General features: G+C 65.6%; 14 protein-coding genes. 3 read left to right on the forward strand and 11 right to left on the reverse strand.

The annotated features are described in order from the left end of the window. Positions 1-83 precede the first annotated feature (83 nt). Positions 84-2,135 carry an oxidoreductase gene (locus AC1DNE_RS24725; protein WP_441473271.1) on the forward strand — a complete coding sequence of 684 codons (2,052 nt, stop codon included), beginning with the start codon at positions 84-86 and terminating at the stop codon, positions 2,133-2,135. Then, a complete protein-coding gene (locus tag AC1DNE_RS24730) occupies positions 2,095-2,658 on the forward strand; it encodes a hypothetical protein (RefSeq protein ID WP_441473270.1) in 564 nt (187 codons plus the stop codon). The genes AC1DNE_RS24725 and AC1DNE_RS24730 overlap by 41 nt, the downstream gene beginning before the upstream one ends. A 324-nt stretch (positions 2,659-2,982) precedes the next feature. Here AC1DNE_RS24730 and proX read toward each other — a convergent pair whose 3' ends face one another. From proX to AC1DNE_RS24775, 9 genes are all read right to left on the reverse strand, one after another. Further along, the gene (gene proX, locus AC1DNE_RS24735; protein ID WP_441473269.1) at positions 2,983-4,017 is read right to left on the reverse strand and encodes a glycine betaine/L-proline ABC transporter substrate-binding protein ProX; all 1,035 of its coding nucleotides are present in this window, start codon (positions 4,015-4,017) and stop codon (positions 2,983-2,985) included. 151 nt (positions 4,018-4,168) lie between these two features. Next, positions 4,169-5,122, reverse strand: a complete 954-nt coding sequence (locus AC1DNE_RS24740; RefSeq protein WP_476766672.1) for an ABC transporter permease — start codon at positions 5,120-5,122, stop codon at positions 4,169-4,171. Further along, complete coding sequence (locus AC1DNE_RS24745; RefSeq protein ID WP_476766673.1) at positions 5,115-6,302, reverse strand: quaternary amine ABC transporter ATP-binding protein; 1,188 nt, start codon at positions 6,300-6,302, stop codon at positions 5,115-5,117. The genes AC1DNE_RS24740 and AC1DNE_RS24745 overlap by 8 nt, the downstream gene beginning before the upstream one ends. Before the next feature lie 157 nt (positions 6,303-6,459). Further along, positions 6,460-6,774 carry an NIPSNAP family protein gene (locus AC1DNE_RS24750; RefSeq protein WP_441473266.1) on the reverse strand — a complete coding sequence of 105 codons (315 nt, stop codon included), beginning with the start codon at positions 6,772-6,774 and terminating at the stop codon, positions 6,460-6,462. Further along, positions 6,771-7,622 carry an alpha/beta fold hydrolase gene (locus AC1DNE_RS24755; RefSeq protein WP_476766674.1) on the reverse strand — a complete coding sequence of 284 codons (852 nt, stop codon included), beginning with the start codon at positions 7,620-7,622 and terminating at the stop codon, positions 6,771-6,773. The genes AC1DNE_RS24750 and AC1DNE_RS24755 overlap by 4 nt, the downstream gene beginning before the upstream one ends. Before the next feature lie 3 nt (positions 7,623-7,625). Next, positions 7,626-8,726, reverse strand: a complete 1,101-nt coding sequence (locus tag AC1DNE_RS24760) for an LLM class flavin-dependent oxidoreductase (RefSeq protein WP_441473264.1) — start codon at positions 8,724-8,726, stop codon at positions 7,626-7,628. Between the two features lie 35 nt (positions 8,727-8,761). Further along, positions 8,762-10,273, reverse strand: a complete 1,512-nt coding sequence (locus AC1DNE_RS24765) for an aldehyde dehydrogenase (protein ID WP_476766675.1) — start codon at positions 10,271-10,273, stop codon at positions 8,762-8,764. A 15-nt stretch (positions 10,274-10,288) separates the two neighbouring features. Beyond that, entirely contained in the window at positions 10,289-11,269 is a 981-nt protein-coding gene (locus tag AC1DNE_RS24770; RefSeq protein ID WP_476766676.1) for a flavin reductase, read from the reverse strand. A 127-nt stretch (positions 11,270-11,396) separates the two neighbouring features. Continuing rightward, the gene (locus AC1DNE_RS24775) at positions 11,397-13,208 is read right to left on the reverse strand and encodes a helix-turn-helix domain-containing protein (RefSeq protein WP_476841256.1); all 1,812 of its coding nucleotides are present in this window, start codon (positions 13,206-13,208) and stop codon (positions 11,397-11,399) included. Positions 13,209-13,354: 146 nt separating this feature from the next. Here AC1DNE_RS24775 and AC1DNE_RS24780 point away from each other — a divergent pair, with 146 nt between their 5' ends. Further along, positions 13,355-13,945, forward strand: coding sequence for an amino acid synthesis family protein (locus AC1DNE_RS24780; protein WP_441473260.1), 591 nt, complete (start codon positions 13,355-13,357; stop codon positions 13,943-13,945). A 91-nt stretch (positions 13,946-14,036) separates the two neighbouring features. Here AC1DNE_RS24780 and AC1DNE_RS24785 read toward each other — a convergent pair whose 3' ends face one another. Both AC1DNE_RS24785 and AC1DNE_RS24790 read right to left on the reverse strand, forming a co-directional pair. Next, positions 14,037-15,443, reverse strand: a complete 1,407-nt coding sequence (locus tag AC1DNE_RS24785; RefSeq protein WP_441473259.1) for an aspartate aminotransferase family protein — start codon at positions 15,441-15,443, stop codon at positions 14,037-14,039. 15 nt (positions 15,444-15,458) lie between these two features. Continuing rightward, a complete protein-coding gene (locus tag AC1DNE_RS24790; RefSeq protein WP_476766677.1) occupies positions 15,459-16,937 on the reverse strand; it encodes an NAD-dependent succinate-semialdehyde dehydrogenase in 1,479 nt (492 codons plus the stop codon). Positions 16,938-17,027: the final 90 nt, after the last annotated feature.

Consider the following 17,027-nt stretch of genomic DNA (forward strand, 5'->3'; position numbering starts at 1 on the left):
TAGTCGCTATACGATCGCATAGTGACCGACCAACGGCCAGCCCGCTATCGCCTCCGACATTCCCATCACATCAGCGAAACTGCATGCGCGACCCCCGCTACGATATCCTCTTCGAACCGGTCACGATCGGCCCCGTCACCACACGCAATCGCTTCTATCAGGTCCCGCACTGCTCCGGCATGGGGCATCGTTACGCCCGCTCGGATGCTCATATGAGAGCCATGAAGGCCGAAGGCGGCTGGGGAGTGGTTTCGACGCAGGAAACCGAGATCCATCCATCCTCCGACCTCACGCCCTCCAACCAGGGCCGGATCTGGGACAGCGCCGACGTGCGTGTCTTCAGGGAGACGACGGACCTCATCCACGAGCGCGGCAGCCTGGCGGCGGTCCAGCTCGTTCACAATGGCCTGCACACCGCCAATCGGCTCTCGCGCATCGCCCCCTACGCCCCGTCCGATGCCGTCGTCGACACCGACGATCCGGTCCAGGCTCGCGGCATGGATAAGGCGGATATCCGCGAGTTCAGGCGCTGGCACCGCGATGCAGCAATTCGGGCACGCGAGGCGGGTTTCGACATTGTCTACGTCTATGCCGGCCACGACATGACGCTGCTGATGCACTTCCTCCTCGCGCGTCACAACCATCGAACCGATGAGTACGGCGGATCGCTGGAGAATCGTCTGCGGCTCTTTCGCGAAGTGTTGGCCGATACCCGCGATGCCATCGGCGATCGGTGCGCCCTGGCGGTCCGCTTTGCCGTGGATGAGCTGATGGGCCCGGCAGGCATCGAGCGCGACGGCGAAGGGCGCGACATCGTGGCGGCGCTCGCCGAGGAACCGGACCTGTGGGATGTGAACCTGTCCGATTGGTCCAATGACAGCCAGTCCGCCCGATTTTCGCAGGAAGGCTATCAGGAGGAATATACGCGCTTCGTGAAACAGGTCACGACCAAGCCGGTCGTCGGCGTGGGCCGGTACACTTCGCCCGATACGATGGCCCGTGTTGTTCGACAGGGCCATCTCGACCTGATCGGCGCCGCCAGGCCGTCCATTGCAGACCCGTTCCTGCCCCTCAAGATCCAGGAGGGCCGCATCGACGACATTCGGGAGTGCATCGGCTGCAACATCTGCGTGGCGGGCGACAACATCGTCGCGCCGATGCGATGCACCCAGAACCCGACGATCGGCGAGGAGTGGCGGAAGGGCTGGCATCCGGAGCGGATTCCGGCGTTGGCTGGCCCTGCGACGACCCTGATCGTCGGCGGTGGGCCTGCCGGGCTCGAGGCCGCACGCGCATTGTCGCAGCGGGGTGCATCGGTGATCATCGCGGACGCGGGAACCGAATGGGGCGGGCGCGTATCCCGCGAGAGCCGGCTTCCAGGGCTTTCCACCTGGGCCAGAGTGCGAGATTGGCGCCTCGGGCAGCTTCAGGTCGCATCCAATGTCGAAATGTACCTTTCGAGCCCACTCACGGCCGATGACATCCTCTCCCATGGGAGCGAGCATGTCGCGATTGCCGTGGGCGCCAGATGGCGGGAGGACGGTGTCGGCCGGGCTCACCGCTTGCCGCTGCCGTTTCTCAGGAATGGCAAGGTCGCCGGGGTAGATTTGCTCTTGGACGAGGGAAGCTCTGCCGCCGGGCAAGGGCCTGTGGTGATTTTCGATGACGATCGATACTACATGGGCAGCGCTTTGGCTGACAAACTGGCTTCGGCAGGTATCGATACGACCTATGTCACCCCGGCGCCACTGGTGGCGGCCTGGACGGTGAACACTCTCGAACAGGCCCGTATTCATCGCCGATTGCTGGAACTGGGCGTGAAAATCAGGGTTCTTTCGGCTCTCGCAGATCGAGCAGCCGACACCTTGTCGATCAGGTGCGTTTACTCGGGCGCAGTCGAGGTCATTCCCTGCGACTTGCTCGTGCCTGTCACCGCGCGTGTCCCCTCAAGCGATCTGTGGACGGCGTTGCAGGCCCGGCAGGAGGAATGGCTGGATAGCGGGCTGACCCGCGTCGACAGGATTGGGGATTGCCTGGCGCCGGGCACTATCGCCGCAGCCAACTACAGCGGTCACCTGTTCGCCAGGAGCATCGGTGCGCTGGAGGAAACCGAGGGCGCTGACGCTTTCCGGTAGCTCCTGGGCCGCCGCGGTTTCTCGGCCAGTTGCCTGCCGTCACGCTGCCGAGCAGGGGGAAATTCTCAATTGGGTTCGCGAGGTCGTTATCAGCGGTAGCACGGAGTATCGCCGTTATCAGTTTGCGGCGGCGAAGCGGAGATACGCCCTGCGCTTCAAGGGCCTGGGGCTGGAACCGACGGCGGGTAGGCACGCCAGAATCGACACCGCGCGCAACGGCGCCCTTGTCGACGCACCGCCGCAATTATTGCACGAGATGAGCGAGATCGTTCGCTTCAACACCTCCCATCTGACGGCAGTCGGCTTACGACGGAACGGCGTCTGGAACGCCGAGACCGCGTCCCAGAAGGTCGAGCACTTCGCGCTCATGTTCGGCGCCCTCGGTTCCGATCCTCAAGGCGACATCGCCGGTCACGGTGTTTCGCTCGAAGCGATGACGCTCGCCATGCCGGTCTTTTCAGCCGTGTGGGATTGGTATCTCGGCTGGCGTGATCGAGGGTCTGCTTTCACACGGGCCCCATAACGTTCGGGACGTCCTTGCAACTCACATCCTGAAACAGACCGGCTCGCACGAGCAGCCCAGTTATGCGATCCAGGACACGCCAGCGATGATTGCAAATCACTACGGTCGCTTCCTCCCACAGGACAAGTCTGTCACCGCAGCCAAAATCCTGAATCGTGTCTGGCCGGACGCATAGGCGTCGGTGCTGGAACCCGCAGAAAGAGGCAGGCAGGCCGGATCGTCTAGCTCAGGCTCGATTACGGCGCCGGATGATCGGAACGGCAAAGAAGAAGGCGGGGCCGGTTCCGGCCCCGCCCCTCCAGAGCGATGGGATGTCGTCTCTGCTTACTTCGCTGCGCGCCCGGCCGCGACCCAGCTGTCGAACTGAGTCTTGTGGGCACCGACCCATTCATCGGCCATCTTGGTGATCAAGGCGTTGCTGCCGCCGTTCTTGTTGATGTTGAACTCCCAGTGCGACCAGTCCTCAAGCGGGAACTTGATGTTCTCGATCAGCGCCTTCACGGCCGGGTTGGCGGCGACGAACTTCTTGTTCCCGACGGCGCCCCAGTTCCAGGAGGCCATGGCCATGCGGCAGGGATCGGCGCCGCCGGCGCATCCCTTCACGCCCTTGACCAGCGCCGAGCCCTTGTTCGGGACAGAGGGCGGCAGCGCGTCTTCCGGCGTCGGCAGCCAGACGACATCCTTGCCGGGAACGAGCGCGTTGTTCACCCAGGACGGGCTCCAGGCGTAGAAGAAGGCCGGCTCGCCGCGCTTCACGCGGGCCACGGCTTCAACCATCAGCGCCTCGTACTTACCGCGAATAGACTTGACGTTGTCCTTCAGGCCGAACTTGTCGAGCTGAAAGTCGACGACGTCGCCACAGCTCCAGCCGGGATCGCAGTTGATCAGGTCGGCCTTGCCGTCTTTGCCGAACAGCGCCGCGATCTTTGGATCCTTCATCTGGATCAGCGAGGTGATGTTGTGGGCATCTGCCGTCTTCTTGTCGATCAGGTAGCCGTTGATGCCGCCACCGACGATCAGGCCGCCGCCGACGATCTCCGCATCCTTCTCTACCGCGCGGAAGCCAGGCTCGCGCTGCGGGAAGTTGACGTCGGTCGCGAGGTCGAGATCGCCCTGCGCCGCCGCCTGGAAGAACAGCGTCGTGTTTATGGTGCTGAGCTTGACGTCGTAGCCGAGCTCCTTCAGCGCCTTCATCACGATCTGGGCGGTGACGTAGTTGGCGCCGAGGCTGTCACTTTGGGCGTAGCGCACGGTCTTGCCTTTACCGGGCATCTCCTGCGCTTGCGCGGGCGCTGCCGCGAAGGCGAGCGCGCCAGCGGCCATTGCCGCCGTCAACATCTTCAATCTGGTCATGGTCATCGGCTGTTCTCCTCGTCGTCGACCCGTGCCGGTCGTTTTGTTGCTTTCCCTTCCCCGCCTTGCGGTGGGGCTTTAAAAGCCGGGACGCTGTGCTGTCCCGGCCATTCCTTGAATGCGAGAGCCTCGGGTGACCTGGAGCTCCGCGAGACGCTCAGAGCGCCTGCTTCGCCGGCATCACGGCCTGGACGGTCTCGTCCGGGCGGCCGCCTTTGAACAGCCGCGCGACGATGCCGAGCAGCGAGGCTCGTGCAGCGGTCCGGCCGCCTGCCTTGGGGGCTGCAAGCTTCTGGGTGATCCGGTCGAGCACCATGGCCAGGAGCACGATGGCGATGCCGCCCACGGCCGCACGACCGACATCGAGGCGACCAAGGCCCTGCAGAACGACGAGACCGAGGCCCTCCGCGCCGATCATGGCGACGACAACCGACAGCACCATAGCCGTCAGGACGGTCTGGTTCAGGCCGCCGAGAATGGTCGGGATCGCCAGCGGCAGCTGGATCTCGAAGAGGAGCTGGCGCTTGTCGGCACCGAAGGCGAGGCCGGCCTCGACGATCTCGTGCTCGACCATGCGAATGCCGAGATTGGTGAAGCGGATCAGCGGGGGCACCGCGGCCGTCACGACTGCGACCTCGCCCGGTACCGTGCCGACGCCGAACAGCATCACTACCGGCACGAGATAAACGAAGCTCGGCGTAGTCTGCATGATGTCGAGGATCGGGCGCACGACGTTCCAGACCCGATCGCTGCGCGCGCACCAGATGCCGATCGGGATGCCGATGACGGCGCAGAAGACGATCGCGGTCGAGATCAGCGACAGCGTCGTCATCGCCTCGTTCCAGACGCCGAGCACGGCGATGACGATCAGCGAGACGGCGCTGAAGATCGCGATGCCAAGCGTCGAGAGCCGCCAAGCCAGCAGGAAGAAGCCGACGACGAGGACCGGGAACGGAATCGCGTGGAGAATCCAGTCGTTCAGGCTCAGCAGGTTCTCGACCGGCCATTTGATGGCGAGGAAGATCGGACGCAGGTTGAGCGCGACCCAGCTGACGCCCTGCTGGATCCAGGCGTCGATCGGGAAGACGGCAAGATCGTCTGCCTTAAACATGGCGCTCTCCGGCGGATGCGGTCTTGCAGGAGTTGGAGGAGATGCGGGCCAGGATGTCGTCGGCGCCGAGCGAGCCCATGAACTTGCCCTCATCGTCGACGACCGCGATCGGGCGGCCGTCGCGATAGCTGCGGGCAACGTCGAGGAGCTTCGCGCCGGGCGGGACGCTGACATAGTCGCCGCTCGGTGCTGCGACCCCGCCGCCCGCGCGGGCCTGCCCGCAAGCCTCGGCGTCGAGCGTGCCGAGTACCTTGCCGTCGCGGTCGAGCATGAAGCCCGCCCCGCCGGCCTCGCCGACCAGCGTGCCCCGCTCCGATTGCAGGATCGGCTCGCCCGCACGCATCACCGAACGCGCGTCGAACAGCCGGGCGCGGTCGACCTCGCGGGTGAAGGCGGCGACATAATCACTGCCCGGTTCCAGCACGATCGACTGCGGCGTGCCTTCGCGGACCAGCTCGCCCTCGGACATGATGGCGATGCGGGTGCCGAGCTTCAGCGCCTCCTGGAAATCATGGGTGATGAACAGGATCGTCTTGTTCAGCGTGCGCTGCAGACGCAGCAGCTCATCCTGCATCTCCGAGCGGATCAGCGGGTCGAGCGCACTAAAGGCCTCGTCCATGATCAGGATGTCGGCGTCGGTGGCGAGCGCGCGAGCAAGGCCGACGCGCTGGCGCATACCGCCGGACAGCTCATGCGGGTAGTGGTAGCCCCAGCGGCCGAGGCCGACGACGGTGAGCACTTCCTCTGCCCGGCGGCGGCGCTCCACCGGCGCGATGCCGCGCAGTTTCAGGCCGAACTCGACATTTTCGATGACACGCTTGTTGGGCAATAGCGCGAAATGCTGGAAGACCATCGAGATGCGAGTGCGGCGCACCTCGCGCAGCTCCTCCTCACCGAGCGGAACGATGTCGCGCCCGTCGAGCAGGATCTTGCCGGCACTCGGCTCGTTCAGGCGGTTGATGCAGCGCGCCAGCGTCGACTTGCCGGAGCCGGACAGACCCATGACCATGTACATGGCGCCCTGCGGCACGCTCAGCGAGACGTTGTTGAGCCCGACAACCGCGCCGAGCTTCTCGAAGACCTCGTTCTTGTTGCCACCCCGCGCCAGCATCTCCAGCGCCGGGCGGGGCGTGTTGGAAAATATCTTGTACAGATTCTGGATCTGCAGTCGCTCGGTCATATCCGGACCCCTCTTCTCGGCGCCCGATTGATCGGGCTTGTTCGACCTGCCTGCCGACAACCATCAAGTGCCGGCCGGGATGGCGCGTCTTCCTGCGATCCGATGGAGGAACGAGCTCCTCCCTCGTTCCTGCGGAGGAAGATGCGCTTGGCAGCCGCTAACGCAGCGGCGAAAAATCCGTCGGCAGCAGGATCCGGTTCTCGGCCTGCTCGATGTTCTCCGAAAGCTTGGGCAGGAAAGCCTGCCAGCGCGGATCGTCCGCGAGCAGCTGGCGCCGGCGGGTCCTGTCCTCGAAATCGGCATAGGCCCAGAGATGGGTCACATGACTGAGCGCGCCGATCTCGGTGGTGAAGTAGCCGATCAGATGGCCGAGGATCGGCTGCTGGATCGCCAGCCCCTCCTCGCGCACGAGCTGGAGATAGCGGCCCATGCGGCCGTTGCGGATGCGGTAGATGCGTTCTTCGACGATCATGGCCGTGCGTCCTCCCTGCCATCGCCGAGGAAGCCGCCCATCAGCCCGGCGATCTGCTCGGGTGCCTCGGTCAGGATCGAGTGGCGCAGGCCCGGCAGGATGTGCAGCTTTGACCCGGAAATGCGCTCCTGCATGTAGAGCGCCATGCGCGGGTTGGAACCGGCGTCCTCCTCCCCGGTCGCGATCAGGACGGGGACGCGGATCTGGTCAAGCAGCCCGCCGAAATCTGTCTGCGCCAGAACGCGATAGGCCGCGGCATAGCACTCCGGGTCGTTTTCCGCATTGCGCTGGCGCACCTTGGCGATGAGTTCCGGATTCCTCGCCTGGAAGTCTTCGGTCAACCAGCGCGACAGCGACGCGTCGTAATGCGCGCCGCGATCACCGGCCTGGAGTGCAGCCAGCCGGGCGGCGACACGCTCACGCTCCTCCTCGGTGCGCCCGGCGACAGTCGAAAGCAGCACGAGGCGACGGATGCGGTCCTGATGGGTCAACGCCAGGCGCTGCGCGATCAACCCGCCGAGCGAGAAGCCGGCGAGGTTGAAGCTCCCGAAGCCGGCACGGTCGGCAAGCGCCAGCACGTCGCCGACGAAATCGTCGATCTCGTAGCGGCCGCGCACCTTGCTCGAGCGGCCATGGCCGCGCAGGTCGAAGGTCAGGATGCGGAAGCGATCGGAGAGACGCGCGACTACGCCCTCCCAGGCCTCCAGGTAGGAGCCGACGCCGTGGATGCAGATCAGCGGCTCGCCCTGCCCATCTATCCGGTATCTCAGCGTCACGCCGCTGATGGTCAGGCTCTGCGGACCCTCCGCCGGCTTGGCGCTCCGGGCAGCCGTTGTCGCAGCGGCCATCGCCTAGTACCCCACCGCGGCCAGGCGCGGGGCCTGCTCCGCCACCTTGGCCTTCTCGCGCTCGCGAGCGGCGAAATGCGGCATCACCTCATCGATGAAGAGACGCAACGTCTTCACCTGCAATTCGAAGGGCAGGTTGAAGGAGAGGCCCAGCGCGAACTGGTCAACGCCGGCATCCTCGTAGACCTGCAGCTTGCGGATGATCTCGTCGGGCGTGCCGAACATCAGATTGTCGCGCACAGCCTGCGGATTGTAGTTGCCGCGGTTGGCGATGGTTTCGAAGGGAATGGCCTCGGGGAAGCCGTTCGTCACCGTGCCGCTGTTCTGCATCAGGTTTTCAAAATAGCCGCCGTAGTCGACCGAGTGCCGCACCGCGAGCTCCCAATCTGCCTGCCCGTCGTAGACGCAGGTGCGCCGCTGCATCATCAGCTTCGGACGCGACCGCTCCGGATGGTCGGCCACCGCCTTGCGGAACTTCTCACCGAGCACGCCGACCTCGGCCGGGGGCGCCGACAACGGCGTCGACAGGATGTTGGCACCGATGCCGACCGCCCAGTCGAAGGTGCCGGGATCGCGCGCGGCGACCCAGATCGCCGGGTGCGGCTGCTGCAAGGGCTTGGGTACCGATGTGGCAAGCGGAAACTTCCAGTAATGACCGTCGTGCTCGTAGTCGCCGGCCCAGAGCTTCTGCACGGCCGGGACCAGCTCCTTCATGAAGGCGACGCCTTCCTGCTGCGGGATGCCGCCGGCCATGCGGTCGAACTCGTATTGATAGGCGCCGCGCGCGATGCCGAATTCGAGTCGCCCGCCGGTCAGGTGATCGCAGAGCGCCGCCTCTCCGGCCAGCCGGATCGGCGACCAGTAGGGCGCCACCAGCGTCGCCGTGCCGAGCCGGATGCGGTCGGTGTGCTGGGCGAGCCAGGTCAGCGTCTGGAAGGGGTTTGGCGAGATCGTGCACTCGATGGTGTGGTGCTCGGCGGTCCAGAGCGTCTCGAAGCCGCCCTCGTCGGCGATCTTCGCCAGCGCGCGGAAGTTGCGGACGGCGTCCTGCATGGATTCCTGCGGCGAGAACCGCTCCATGGAGAGCGAAACGGCGAATTTCATGGCTTTCCTCCGTTCTGGTTTCTGTCGCGGACAGCTCAGCGCAGGCGAATGACGAACGGGTCCTGCATGGCGCCCGAATAGTCGATGAGAACGTTCTTCAGGCGCGAGAACTCGCGCATGACCTCGAAGCCGCCGCGGCGGCCATAGCCGCTGTTCTTCATGCCGCCGTTGGCGGACATGTAAGCGGCGGAGCGGTAGGTGTTGATCCAGACGGTGCCGGCATCGATGTTGCGGGCGAAGCGCATCGCCCGGTCGATGTCCTTGGTCCAGATGCCGGAGGCGAGGCCGTATTCGGTGTCGTTGGCGAGCTCGATCATCTCCTCCTCGGTCTTGAACGGCACGATGCCGACGACCGGTCCGAAGATTTCCTCGCGCATGAAGCGCATGTCGTTGCGCGCCTCGACCAACACGGTCGGCTCGAAATACCAGCCGCGCGCCAACTCGCCGTCCTGTGGCTTGCGGCCGCCGACCGCGACCTTGGCGCCCTCGCGCACGCCAGAGCCGACATAGTCCTCGACCTTGGCGAGCTGAGAGGCCAGCGCGACCGGGCCGATATCGGTGTCCTCGACCTGCGGATGGCCGACCTTGATGCGGCGCGTGCGCTCGACCAGCGCATCGACGAAGCGATCGTAGATCGGCTGCTCGACGAAGCAGCGCGAGCCGGCGACACAGGTCTGGCCGGCGGCGGCGAAGACGCCGGAGACGACGCCGTTCACCGCCCGGTCGATGTCGACATCCGAGAAGATGACATGGGGTGACTTGCCGCCCAGCTCCATCTGGCAGGGCACCAGGTTCTGCGCGGCGTTGCCGGCGATCTTTCGCCCGGTGAAGGTCGAGCCGGTGAAGACGTATTTCGCGATGCCGGGATGGCGCGTCAGCGCCTCGCCCGTGGTGGCGCCATCGCCGGTGACGACGTTGATCACGCCCGGGGGAATGCCGGCCTCGATCGCCAGCTCCGCCAAGGCGAGGCTCGACGCTGTGGCGTGTTCGGAGGGCTTGACGACGATGGTGTTGCCGATCGCGAGGCAGGGCGCGAGCGTGCCGGTCAACATCATCAGCGGCGAGTTCCACGGAATGATCATGCCGATCACGCCGAGCGGCTCGCGCAGGTTGAAGTTCAGCGAGTCGAGCTTGTTGACCGGAATGGTCTCGCCGAGCAGCTTGTCGGCCATGCCGGCGAAATAGAGATAGGAATCGGGAATGGCCCGCATCTGCGCGCGCATTTCCTTGAGCAGCTTGCCGTTGTCGCGGCACTCGATCATCGCCAGCGCGTCGGCATTCGCGAGCACGAGCTCGCCGAGGCGGCGCACCAGCTTGCCGCGCTCGGTCTGCGTCATGCGGCGCCAGGACGGGTTGACGAAGGCGGCCTTCGCCGAGCGCACGGCGGCGTCGACATCGGCCGCGTCGCCCTGGGCGAATTCGTACCAGGGCTCGGCCGTGGTGGGATCGTAGGACGGAACGTAGACGCCGCTTTTCGGAGCGACGAAGGCGCCGTCGATGAACAGGCCCTGGCGCGAACCTTCGAGGGATGTGACGGTCGTCTTCATGATCGCTCTGCCGGCTCAGGATTGCGGAAGGTTGGCCCAGGGCTGCGCGTCGCCGACCATGGCGAGGCGGCCGCCATCATCAGAATCCATGTAGATTCCGAAGCGCTTGCTGGCGCTTTCGCGGGCGTAGCGCCGCAGCATCGAAGAGATCTCCCGGGTCGGAATCTCGTCATAGGGAAGCTGATCGATCGGAAAGAAGCGCAGGCCTGAGGAAAGCTGCTGCGAAGCGGCTTGCTGCGCGAGGCGGGCGCGGTAGATCAGGTAGCCCGGGTCGCCGTCGGTCACATCGAAAACGGAGTAGAGGAAGGTGTCGTCGGGCACGAGCGTCAGTGCGTCGCCGCCATCGAGCTTGAGCTCGTTGTCAGCGATGCGGCGCTTCGCGCTCGGCAGCACCCAGCCTCCCTTGCCATCCGACCGCAGCAGAAGATTCCCTTCCGCTTCAATCAGATAGCCGACAATCATGCCATGCGACTCGAGCCAGCCTGGCGGCAGCGGATCCTTCACATTGGCATAGCGGCCGCGGCAGAAGCCGAGCGGCGCGGTGGGGCTCGTGCCGAAGGCCTGCACCTCGCCGATCAGCACCAGATGATCGCCGGCATCGACGCGGCTATGCACGGTGCAGTCGAACCAGGTCAGGCAATCCGTGAGCACTGGTGCGCCGGTATGGACGCGATCGTGATTGATCGTGTCGAACTTGTTCGCAGCCTTGGAGGCGAAGAGGTTGGAGACGTCGGTCTGCGCCTCGTGCAGAAGATTGACCGCGAAGGCGTCGGAACTGTTGAAGGCACCGTAGCTATGGGCGCTCTTGCCGACGCAGACCAAAAGCAGCGGCGGGTCGAGCGAGACCGAGGTGAAGGAGTTCGCGGTCATGCCGCGGGGTGCGCCCTCGGCATCGCGCGTGGTGATGACCGTGACTCCAGTCACGAAGGTGCCGAAGGCGCGTCGCAGCGCGACCGGATCGATCGCTGTTGCTGTTTTTTCCGCGGGAGCGAGCATCCGCCTCACCTCGATCAATGCGGGATCGTGGTGAAAGGCTAGGCGACGGGAATGCCCTTCGCTTCCTAGGAACAGCGGGACAAATGCGGGAAATGTTTCATCGAATCGGCGGAGCCGATGGCGCTTCTCACGCCACCGTCACTTCGCTGCTTTCGATGACACCGTGCAGCCGGATGGCAAGCTCGATGGCGAAGCGCTTGTCGGCGGTTTCGGGGTCGATGCCGAACAGATCCTGAATGCGCGAGAGCCGGTAGCGCAGCGTCGTGACATGGAGCCCCATCGCATCGGCACAGGCCTGGGCACGGCAGCCCTCGCGCAGATAGGCGGCGAGCGTCTCCAGATAGGGCGTGTCGTGCTTGCGGTCATGCGCGATCACCGCGCCGATCGCGCCATCGACGAAGCTACGCACATCCGCCGATTCGGCGGCGCCGATCAGCATCGGCATCGGTCCGAAATCGAAGGCCGACAGGGTGCCGCTGCGCCCAAAGGAACGCGCGATACGGATCATGCGCCAGCAGCGCTCCCATTCCTTGGGATAGCTTTCAAGGCCATCGCAGATGCCGCCGAGCACGACGATCGGCTCGCGGTTGAAGCTGTGGCGGAGCACCTCGACCATGCGGCGCGGCAAACGTCCGGCGCGCTCCGCCTCCCCGCTCTTCTCCTCCGGAACGAGGCAGACGAGCCCGCCACCGACCGCGATGACGCTGATCGGCAAGTTCATCTGGCGCGCAAGCCGGGTCACGGCATGATGGCAGTCGATGCTGATATCGGCCGGCAGGGACGGGCCGTCGGGAAAATCCACCACAATCATCCGGGCAGGCGCGCCGAGCGCGAGCCCGAGCCGACGACCGCGCTGGACGATGTCGTCGGCGTCGCGCCAGCGACGCTCGACGATCTCGAAGAAAAGCTCGGTCAAGGTGCGCGTCTCGAAGCGGAAGCGGATGACGCTGCGCATCATCTGCACGCTCAGGGCGAATTTCACGCTGTCGAGCAGCAGCCGCTGGAGATCGCCGCCACTCTCCMCGGCCTCCGGAAAGACCACCAGCGCGCCGACCGCCTGCCCGTCGACATCGAGCGCCTCGATCCGCGCCGTGATCTGCAGACGCTCGATTCCGTTGTCGAGACGCAGACCCAGAGGCTCGGTGCGGCCCGCTGCAACCGCGTCGCGCGCGGCGGCTGTGATCTGCGCCCCGATCGCGCCGTCGAGCCCCCGCTGCCAGGCGGCATCGTCGAAGCGCAGCGGCGCCGGCGAGCGGCTGGCCGCCAGCGCGTTGCCGGCGAAATCCACCACCAGGATCGCGTCTGGCAAGAGTTCGGCGAGCATCGTCGAGAGCGCCACAGTCGAGCCACCTGACAGGACCGCCTGCAGCAGCATGGTCTGGGTCTGCAGCGCGTTCTGCAATTGCTCGGCCGCCTGGCGCTGCGCGCGCAGGCGGTGCTCGCGCTCGACGGCGATGCCGCCGAGATGGACGATCATGCTCATGAAGGCGAGATCGTCGGCCGAGACGTCCTGGATGTCGCGGGAGACGACGTTCAGCACCATGGCCCGCCCCTGCGCATCGGAGCAACTCATCGGCAGCACCAGCACGGTGCGGTAGTCGCGTTCGAAAGCCTCCCGGCGATAGCCGGGGAATTCCTCGGAGGCGCGTGCGTCCCGTATATAGATGGGCTCATTGCGCTGGAGCGCGATCAAGGCTGGGCTGGTGGCCAATTCCCAGCGATCCTCCAAGCGTCGGCGCAGCAAGGTCGGATCATGGCGGACAACGACATGGGCGTCGCCATGAGGAGCGTCGATCGCCATGATCGAACCCAGCGCCCAGCCGCCGTGCTCGCAGGCCGCGCGGATGAGATCGCGGAGCACCGTGTCGAGATCGCCGCCGGAATTGATCCGGCTTGCGACATCACGCAACGAACGCATCTGCGAGGCCTGATCCGCCATGGGTCTCTCCCTACCGACCGCATGCGATCTTACGCTGCATCGCAGGTCGATCCATGAGTTTCTTCCCGCGTTCCGATGGAAGACGATGCGGGAACGGTCTCGCTAGGCTGCTTCACCCATTCACGATCGCAACAGGTGGACACGCCATGGACTACGGCCTTCGCAAGATCTCGACCTTCGTCGAGGAAACCTTCATCGAAGGCGGCAAGGGCGCCGACAAGCCGGTGCGCTTCGTCGTGGTGGCGGCCGTGCTGCACAATCCCTGGGCGGGCCAGGGCTTCGTCGAGAATTTGCGCCCGGAGATCCTGCGCATCGCGCCTGAACTCGGCAAAGAACTGACGAAGCGGCTTGTCGCCGTGATGCCGGCCGAGCAGGTCGAGGCCTATGGCAAGGCTGCCGCCGTCGGCACGAACGGCGAGATCGAGCATGCCTCGGCGCTGATCCACACGCTGCGCTTCGGCAACATGTTCCGTGATGCGGTGAAGGGCACGGCCTTTCTGAGCTTCACCAACACCCGCAATGCGCCGGGCGCGCTCATCTCCCTGCCGATGATCCACAAGAGTGAGACTGGCAAGCGCTCGCATTTCCTCACCGCCCAGTTTCAGATTCCGGACGCTCCGGCCGCCGACGAGGTGCTGGTCGCCATCGGCGCCGCCGACAACAGCCGCGCCCATCCCCGCCTCGCCGATCGCTTTCAGGACATGGAAGAGATGAAGCGAGAGCTGGTGGACGCCTGACGCCACCGAACCGAACAGCTCCCCCAGTCTTGCAGGGCCCGCCCATCCGGCGGCCCCTTTTTTCGTGGCCAGAGAGCGCCGGGCCGCCATCTCAGGCGAGCGCGACCTTGTCACGGGCGAGCTCGTCCATCACCTCCCGCACCGCCTTCTCAGCGATGACGACGATCTCATCGACCTCGTCGCGAGTCGTGACCAGCGGCGGCGCGAAGCCGAGGATCTCGCCATGCGGCATGGCCCGGGCGATCAACCCGCGATCGCGTGCTGCCTTGGAGATACGGGCGCCGACCTTCAGGCCGGGATCGAAACGCGTCTTGCGCTCGCGGTTGGCGACGAATTCGAGCGCGCCCAGCATGCCGACACCGCGAACCTCGCCGACGATCGGCAGTTGCGCGAAGACCGCCTTCAGTCGCTCCTGGAAATAGCCGCCGACCTCGCGCGCCTTGCCCGCCAGATCCTCCCTCTCGACGATGTCGAGCACGGCGTTCGCTGCGGCGGCGCCGATCGGATGACCGGAATAGGTGTAGCCGTGCGAGAAGGCGCCGACGCGGTCCGCGCCCTCCTCCATCACCTTGTAGACCTTGTCGCCGACGATCGCCGCCGAGAGCGGGAAATAGGCCGAGGTCAGCCCCTTGGCGACGGTGATGAGATCGGGCTCGATGCCATAGAGATGCGAGCCGAAAGGCGTGCCGATGCGGCCGAAACCGGTGACCACCTCGTCGGCGATGAGCAGCACGTCGTATTTGCGCAAGATGGCCTGGATCGCCGTCCAGTAGCCCTCCGGCGGCGGGGTGATGCCGCCCGTGCCGAGCACCGGCTCGCCGATGAAGGCGCCGACCGTCTCCGGCCCCTCGCGCAGGATCAGCTCTTCCAGTTCGGAGGCGAGGCGCTTCGAGAACTCGGCTTCCGTCTCGCCGGGCTGGGCGCCCCAATAGTGATGTGGCGCGCCGGTGTGGAGGATGCCGGAAAGCGGCAGGTCCATATGGTCGTGGTAGAAGCTCATCCCGGTCATCGAGCCGGAAACGACGCTGCAGCCATGGTAGCCGCGCAGCCGCGAGATGATCTTCTTCTTTCGCGGCTGACCACGCAGATTGTTGTAGTACCAGACGAGTTTGGCCTGGGTTTCGTTCGCGTCCGAGCCGGACATCCCGTAGAAGACCTTGCTCATCTTGCCTGGCGCCATCCTGACGAGACGATCCGACAGGATGGCGAGCTCATCCGTCGTGTGGGCGGCGTAGGAGTGGTAATAGGCCAGCCGGTAGGCCTGCCGGGAGATCGCCTCGGCGACTTCCGTACGGCCATAGCCGATATTGACGCAGTAGAGCCCGGCGAAGCCGTCGATATAACTGCGGCCTGTCGCGTCCTGGATGCGGATGCCCTTGCCGGTCTCGACGATGGTGGGATCGCCGAGCTTGCCGGTGGCGAAGTCCTTAAGCTGGGTGAAGGGATGCAGGGTGCTGGCGCGATCCAGCGCGCCGATCGTCGCGATGTCGATCGTCATAGTCTTGCTCCTTGATTACGCTGCCAGATTGCCGAAGCAGACATATTTCGCTTCGAGATACTCGCTGAGGCCGTGGCGCGAGCCCTCGCGGCCGAGTCCGGACTGCTTCCAGCCGCCGAAGGGAACGGGCGCGCCCGTGAATTTCGGCGTGTTGACCGCGACCATGCCGTATTCGAGCGCATCGGTGAGGCGCATCGCCCGGCGCAGATCCTCGGTATAGAGATAGGCAGCGAGGCCCATCTCGGTCGCATTTGCGCGAGCTGCGACCTCCTCCTCCGTGTCGAAGGGCAGGATCGCGGCTACCGGGCCGAAGGTCTCCTCGCGAGCGATGGTCATGTCATCGGTCACATCGGCCAGCACGGCGGGCTGGACGAAATTGCCGCCGAACGGGCTGCCCTGGCCGCCTGCGACCAGCCGGGCGCCGGCCGCCACCGCTTGCGCGATCTGCAGGCGGCACTTTTCAGCGACCGAGGGCCGCGTCATCGGGCCGATATCGACGCCCTCCTCCAGCCCGTGCCCGACCTTGAGGCGGGCCGTCGCTTCCGCATAAGCCGCGACGAAGCGCCGATAGACGCCGCGCTGGACATAGATGCGGTTGGCGGCGAGGCAATCCTGTCCCGAAGTCGCGAATTTGGCGGCGATGCCGCCGATGACCGCCTGATCCAGCGGAGCGTCGTCGAAGACGATGAAGGGCGCGTGGCCGCCGAGCTCCAGCGAAGTGCGCTTCACCGTCTGTGCCGCCTGGCCGAGCAGGAGACGGCCCACCTCCGTCGAACCGGTGAAGGAGAAGGCGCGGATTTCCGTATGCGCCAACAGACGATGCGCCATCGGCGCGGCCTCGCCGGTCAGCACCTGGAAGACGCCCTTCGGGAAGCCGACCTCCTCTGCCAGCTTCGCCAGCGCCAGCGCCGAGAGCGGGGTTTCGGGAGCGGGCTTCACCACCATCGCGCAGCCGGCGGCCAGCGCCGCGCCGGCCTTGCGGGTGATCATCGCGCTCGGGAAGTTCCAGGGCGTCACGGCAGCGGCGACGCCGATCGGCTGCATCTGTACCGAGAGCCGGCTGCCGGGCAGATGGCTCGGGATGGTCTCGCCATAGCTGCGCTCGCCTTCGGCGGCGAACCAATCGAGGAAGGTCGCGGCATAGGCGATCTCGCCATGGGACTCGGCGAGCGGCTTGCCCTGCTCGGCGGTCATGATGACGGCGAGATCGTCGACATTGCGCCGCATCGCCACCGCCCAGTCGCGCAGCAGGCGGCCGCGCGCGATAGGCAGGATATCGCGCCAGAGCTTCTGGGCCGCGACCGCGGCGGCAACCACCTCATCCACGGCCTCCAGCGGCAGCGAAGCGACGCTGGCGATGGTCTCCTGCGTCGCGGGATCGACGACCGCGATATGCTCGGCCGCGTCGCGCCAGCTTCCATCCACGAAAGCCCGGCTCTCCAGCAAGTCGGCACGCTGCAGCTCTTTCAGCGCGTTCGCGGATAAACCCCGCATCGCATCCTCCGCTTCGATGATTGAACGGCGGGGAGGCTAACGTGGAGAATGCCGCCTATGCCGCCGAAACAGGCGATTTCGCGAGGAATT

Source organism: Allobosea sp. 05L423, from assembly GCF_056397745.1.

What these genes read in the sequence shown, in the direction of transcription:
- AC1DNE_RS24725 (WP_441473271.1), top strand. Translation starts at nt 84, where the DNA reads ATGCGCGACCCCCGCTACGATATCCTCTTCGAACCGGTCACGATCGGC.
- proX (WP_441473269.1), bottom strand. Translation starts at nt 4,017, where the DNA reads ATGACCATGACCAGATTGAAGATGTTGACGGCGGCAATGGCCGCTGGC.
- AC1DNE_RS24740 (WP_476766672.1), bottom strand. Translation starts at nt 5,122, where the DNA reads ATGTTTAAGGCAGACGATCTTGCCGTCTTCCCGATCGACGCCTGGATC.
- AC1DNE_RS24745 (WP_476766673.1), bottom strand. Translation starts at nt 6,302, where the DNA reads ATGACCGAGCGACTGCAGATCCAGAATCTGTACAAGATATTTTCCAAC.
- AC1DNE_RS24750 (WP_441473266.1), bottom strand. Translation starts at nt 6,774, where the DNA reads ATGATCGTCGAAGAACGCATCTACCGCATCCGCAACGGCCGCATGGGC.
- AC1DNE_RS24755 (WP_476766674.1), bottom strand. Translation starts at nt 7,622, where the DNA reads ATGGCCGCTGCGACAACGGCTGCCCGGAGCGCCAAGCCGGCGGAGGGT.
- AC1DNE_RS24760 (WP_441473264.1), bottom strand. Translation starts at nt 8,726, where the DNA reads ATGAAATTCGCCGTTTCGCTCTCCATGGAGCGGTTCTCGCCGCAGGAA.
- AC1DNE_RS24765 (WP_476766675.1), bottom strand. Translation starts at nt 10,273, where the DNA reads ATGAAGACGACCGTCACATCCCTCGAAGGTTCGCGCCAGGGCCTGTTC.
- AC1DNE_RS24770 (WP_476766676.1), bottom strand. Translation starts at nt 11,269, where the DNA reads ATGCTCGCTCCCGCGGAAAAAACAGCAACAGCGATCGATCCGGTCGCG.
- AC1DNE_RS24780 (WP_441473260.1), top strand. Translation starts at nt 13,355, where the DNA reads ATGGACTACGGCCTTCGCAAGATCTCGACCTTCGTCGAGGAAACCTTC.
- AC1DNE_RS24785 (WP_441473259.1), bottom strand. Translation starts at nt 15,443, where the DNA reads ATGACGATCGACATCGCGACGATCGGCGCGCTGGATCGCGCCAGCACC.
- AC1DNE_RS24790 (WP_476766677.1), bottom strand. Translation starts at nt 16,937, where the DNA reads ATGCGGGGTTTATCCGCGAACGCGCTGAAAGAGCTGCAGCGTGCCGAC.